Source organism: Propionivibrio sp., from assembly GCF_049316945.1.
Taxonomy (GTDB): domain Bacteria; phylum Pseudomonadota; class Gammaproteobacteria; order Burkholderiales; family Rhodocyclaceae; genus Propionivibrio.
Map to the genome: position 1 here is coordinate 1 of NZ_JBMOJE010000235.1, position 4,274 is coordinate 4,274.

The window sequence follows — 4,274 nt, forward strand, 5'->3', positions numbered from 1 at the left end:
GTATGGCAATTAAGGTACTACAAGCCGGACTTGCGACCACCGTACAGGACGCCGGCCGCATGGGCTATTACCACCTGGGAATCCCCCTTTCCGGGGCGCTTGATCAGTACTCTTTTCGCGCTGCCAATCTGCTGCTCGGTAACCCGGAAGATGCGGCAGCGCTTGAGATGACGATGCTCGGCCCCAAACTCGAATTTACGCAGGACGCGCTGATCGCGCTGACCGGCGCCAACCTGCCTGCCAAGCTCGATGGTGTTGCCATCGCCAACTACGAAGTCCTTTCCGTCAAGGCCGGCAGCGTGCTGAGCTTTGGCTACCTCAGGGATGGCGTTCGTGGCTACCTTGCCGTTGCGGGTGGCATTGACGTGCCCGTGGTGTTGGGCAGTCGTTCGACTTACATCCTGGGCGCCATGGGTGGCTTTTGTGGCAGAAAACTTCAGGCTGGTGACGTCCTGCCCGTCGGCGCCTTCAGCGGGCCGTCGCGGTTGGGCAGAACGTTGCCGGAGCAATTGAAGCCGGTGTTCCCCAAGGACGTAAAAGTCCGTGTCCTGCCAGGCCTGTACTTTCACTGGTTGACTGAAGCGTCGGGCAAATCTTTCTTTGACGATACCTGGCGCGTCGGCCCCGAGGCGGACCGCATCGGCTATCGCTTCAAGGGCGGTCGTGCCCTGGAATTCGCGCCGCGCGAGCGCCCCTTTGGCGCCGGCTCCGATCCCTCAAACATTGTTGATGCCGGTTATCCTGTCGGCTCGATTCAGGTACCCGGCGGGCTGGAGCCGATCATGCTGCACCGCGACGCCATCTCCGGCGGCGGCTACGCGATGATTGGCACCGTCATCAGTGCCGACATGGATCTGGTGGCCCAGTTGCAACCGAATTTCCGCACGCAATTTGTCGCAGTTGACATGGCGCAGGCCTTGGCGGCGCGCGCCCAGTCCAAACAGCGCCTGACCGATTTGCGAGCGGCACTGAAGACCTGAGTGTTTTTCGCATTCGTACAAGCAAGAGACTGGCTTGTATTCCCCACCTTCGCACTGACGCGAAGTTTTTTGACCTTGACTTATTAATTTGGAGACTAAATGAAAAAACTATTTGTACCCACCCTGATCGCAGGTGTCTTGTTGTCTGCTTCTCTGGCAGCACAGGCCGCCAACTGGTACCCGTACGCAGCAGAGCAGACAGAACCCGCGTTCTCCGATACTGGAGCGAAAAAGCCGGTTAACTACAGTCCGCTGCCCAAAGCATCGAAGAAGTGGAAGCTGTGCGTTTCATTCCCGCACATGAAGGACGCCTACTGGCTGGGTGTTGACTATGGTGTGGTTGAAGAAGCCAAGCGTCTTGGCGTCTCAGCCCAGGTGCTTGAAGCGGGTGGTTACACCAATTTGAACAAGCAGATTTCACAGATTGAAGACTGCGTCGCCGGCGGCGGACAAGCCGTGGTCATTGGCGGCATTTCTGCTGACGGGTTGGTCAATCTGGTCAAGTCGCTCAGGGCGAAAAACATACCGGTTGTGGATTTGGTCAACGGCATCAACTCTGCAGAGTTGACCGCCAAGTCACTCGTGTCGTTCTACACCATGGGGCAGGAAGCGGGCGCCTACCTTGCCAAGAAGCATCCGGCAGGTGGCGCCAAGGCCGTAGTCGCGTGGTTCCCCGGGCCTGCGGGTGCCGGCTGGGTAGAGGCCGCCAACAAGGGCTTTGCAGAAGCGGTCAAGGGCAGTTCACTCGAAGTGATGGCGCCGATGTACGGTGACACGGGCAAAGAGGCACAGGCCAAGCTGGTTGAGGACGCGCTGCAGTCCAACCCGGCTATTCGCTATATTGCCGGCACCGCCGTCACGGCGGAAGTGAGTCAAGGCATTGTGCGCGCACGCAACTTGAAGGATAAGGTGCAACTGGTGTCGTTCTACCTGACCCCCGACGTCTATGCCGGCATTGAAAAAGGCACGATCATGGCATCACCCGCCGACGCTATGGTGATTCAAGGGCGCATGTCTATCGACCAGGCTGTGCGTGCGCTGGAAGGCAAAGACCTGATCAAACATGTGGGTCCGAAAATTGTCACGATTGACAAGGCCAACCTGAAACAGATTCGTCGCGACGACGTTCTTCCCCCTGCAGCATTCAAGCCGCTATTTGAAGTTAAATGATGAAAACCTGCGGTTTGGGCAAGTCGTCTTTTGAGATTGTTCTTGTGCCAAGATCAAGAGCGCCCTTGTCCAGGCAGCAGGTTGATCCGAGATGAGAGATGTGTTGTTGTCCATCGAGGGTCTGTCAAAAGAGTTTCCCGGTGTGCGGGCGTTGGACGGCGTGGATTTTGAGTTGCTTGCCGGAGAGGTCCATGCCATATTTGGTGAGAATGGTGCCGGCAAGTCAACCTTGATCTCCATCATCGCGGGAGCGCAACCGCAGGGCGGTGGCGTGATCCGCATGCACGGCGAGATCCGCCGGTTTTCAACGGTTGCTGATGCCAGACGGCAAGGTATCAGTGCCGTATTTCAAGAGTTCTCTTTGGCGCCGCACCTCACGGTTGAGGAAAATCTGTGTTTGGGCGAAGAACATATTCACCAGCGCTTTGGTTTGTTGCGCTTGTCGGAGATGTCGCGGCATGCCAGTGCGTTGCTGGAGCGGTTGAATTTCAAGATTGACCCGCATCGTGTCGTTGCCACGCTGTCGCGCGCCGAGCAGCAAATGGTCGAAATTGCCAAGGCGCTGCGCGGAAAACTTTCGGTTCTAATCCTCGATGAACCAACGGCCTCGCTGACCGACAGAGAGAGCGAGCAACTGTTTTCGACCGTGCGAGGCCTCACGCAGCAGGGCGTAGGTGTTATCTACATCACCCATCGCATTCAGGAGATCAAACGCCTGGCCGACCGCGTGACCGTGCTGCGTGATGGCAAACACATTGGCGTGGTGGACGCCGCCAGCACCTCCGAAGCCAAACTCATTGAAATGATGGCCGGACGTGCGGTCGAGAAGATCTACCCTTCCATAGCCGCCAATCCAGGGCGTGCGATTCTGGAGCTCTCTGATATTCGTGGTGGTTCAGGCGTTGTCGTTGATCATTTCGTCGCACGCGAAGGCGAGGTGGTCGGCGTTGCTGGCCTGGTTGGCTGTGGCAAATCGGATTTGCTCAGAATGGCATTTGGTATCGAGCCCATCAAGTCCGGAACGGTGCGGCTGGATGGGCAGATTGTTGACAGGCCGACGCCGCGGCGCATGCTCAACGCCGGTGTTTTTTATTTGCCATCCGATCGGCGCGAAGAGGGTTTGATGCTGTCGGCCAGTACCGCCGACAACATCACACTCAATGCCCTGACGCAGCAACCTATCCATTTTCGTTCCGGCTTTCTGTCGCTGTCGGCAGAAAGAACGGTAACGCGGGACATTGGCAGGCGTGTCGATATCCACCCGTCGAATCTTCCCCGCGCCACCGCGCTGTTGTCAGGCGGAAATCAGCAAAAGGTATTGTTTGGCCGAGGACTGACGCGCCCCATCAAACTCTACATTCTTGACGAGCCGACGGTAGGCGTCGATGTTGGGACGCGCAGCGCTATTTACTACCTGATCAAAGAGTTGTGTGAAAAGGGCGCGGCAGTCATCCTGATTTCGTCCGATCTGCCCGAAATCCTGCACATGTCCCATCGCGCGTATGTGATGCGCTCGGGTCGACTCGCGGCTGAAATCGACCGCGCCCAACTCACCGAAGCAGCCGTGCTGAAGCACTTCTTTTAGCCGATCACGTCAACCAAGGCAATTTAGAATGAGTCCAATCGATCCTGCAAGCAATCCGACTTCGCGTGCATCCCCGCGTGACTGGATACTGAAGATTTTTCTGCACTGGGGGGTGATGCCCTTTTTACTCGTGATAGCGGTCATCACCTTCAGTTTGATGTCATCGCGCTTTCTGACCAGTGAGAATTTGATCAATCTTCTGCGTCAGTCTGTCTATCTTGTGCTGGTATCGCTGGGTCAGATGCTAGCTCTGATTTCGGGTGGCTTTGATCTGTCGGTTGGGACAATTGTGGCGCTCGCATCCGTTGTATCGGCACTGACCATGGGCGCCCTGGCCCCGAGTTTTCCGGATGCCATCTGGCTAGTTATCTCCCTCGGTTGTCTGGCGGGTCTGGCAGCCGCCATGTTGATGGGCGTTATCAATGGAGCAGGTGTTGCTGTGTTCGGTGTCTCGCCGTTCATCATGACCCTTGGCATGCAATCGGTTGGTTTTGGCATTGCCTTGTTCCTGACGGCGGGCGTTCCGGTTTCAAACCTGC

General features: G+C 57.0%; 4 protein-coding genes. All 4 read left to right on the plus strand.

The genetic code is table 11. The features are described from left to right. On the plus strand, positions 1-980 hold a 980-nt coding region (locus ACOYNV_RS26065), incomplete at its 5' end, for a biotin-dependent carboxyltransferase family protein (RefSeq protein WP_422902732.1). Positions 981-1,079: 99 nt separating this feature from the next. Further along, positions 1,080-2,150 carry a TMAO reductase system periplasmic protein TorT gene (torT, locus tag ACOYNV_RS26070; RefSeq protein ID WP_422902733.1) on the plus strand — a complete coding sequence of 357 codons (1,071 nt, stop codon included), beginning with the start codon at positions 1,080-1,082 and terminating at the stop codon, positions 2,148-2,150. A gap of 91 nt (positions 2,151-2,241) precedes the next feature. Further along, positions 2,242-3,735 (plus strand): sugar ABC transporter ATP-binding protein, encoded by a 1,494-nt coding sequence (locus tag ACOYNV_RS26075; RefSeq protein ID WP_422902734.1) that lies wholly within the window; start codon positions 2,242-2,244, stop codon positions 3,733-3,735. 28 nt (positions 3,736-3,763) lie between these two features. Further along, positions 3,764-4,274, plus strand: a 511-nt coding sequence (locus ACOYNV_RS26080; RefSeq protein ID WP_422902735.1) for an ABC transporter permease, incomplete at its 3' end; no start/stop codon positions are given.

Coding starts and splice junctions, on each gene's coding strand:
- torT (WP_422902733.1), top strand. CDS start 1,080: ATGAAAAAACTATTTGTACCCACCCTGATCGCAGGTGTCTTGTTGTCT.
- ACOYNV_RS26075 (WP_422902734.1), top strand. CDS start 2,242: ATGAGAGATGTGTTGTTGTCCATCGAGGGTCTGTCAAAAGAGTTTCCC.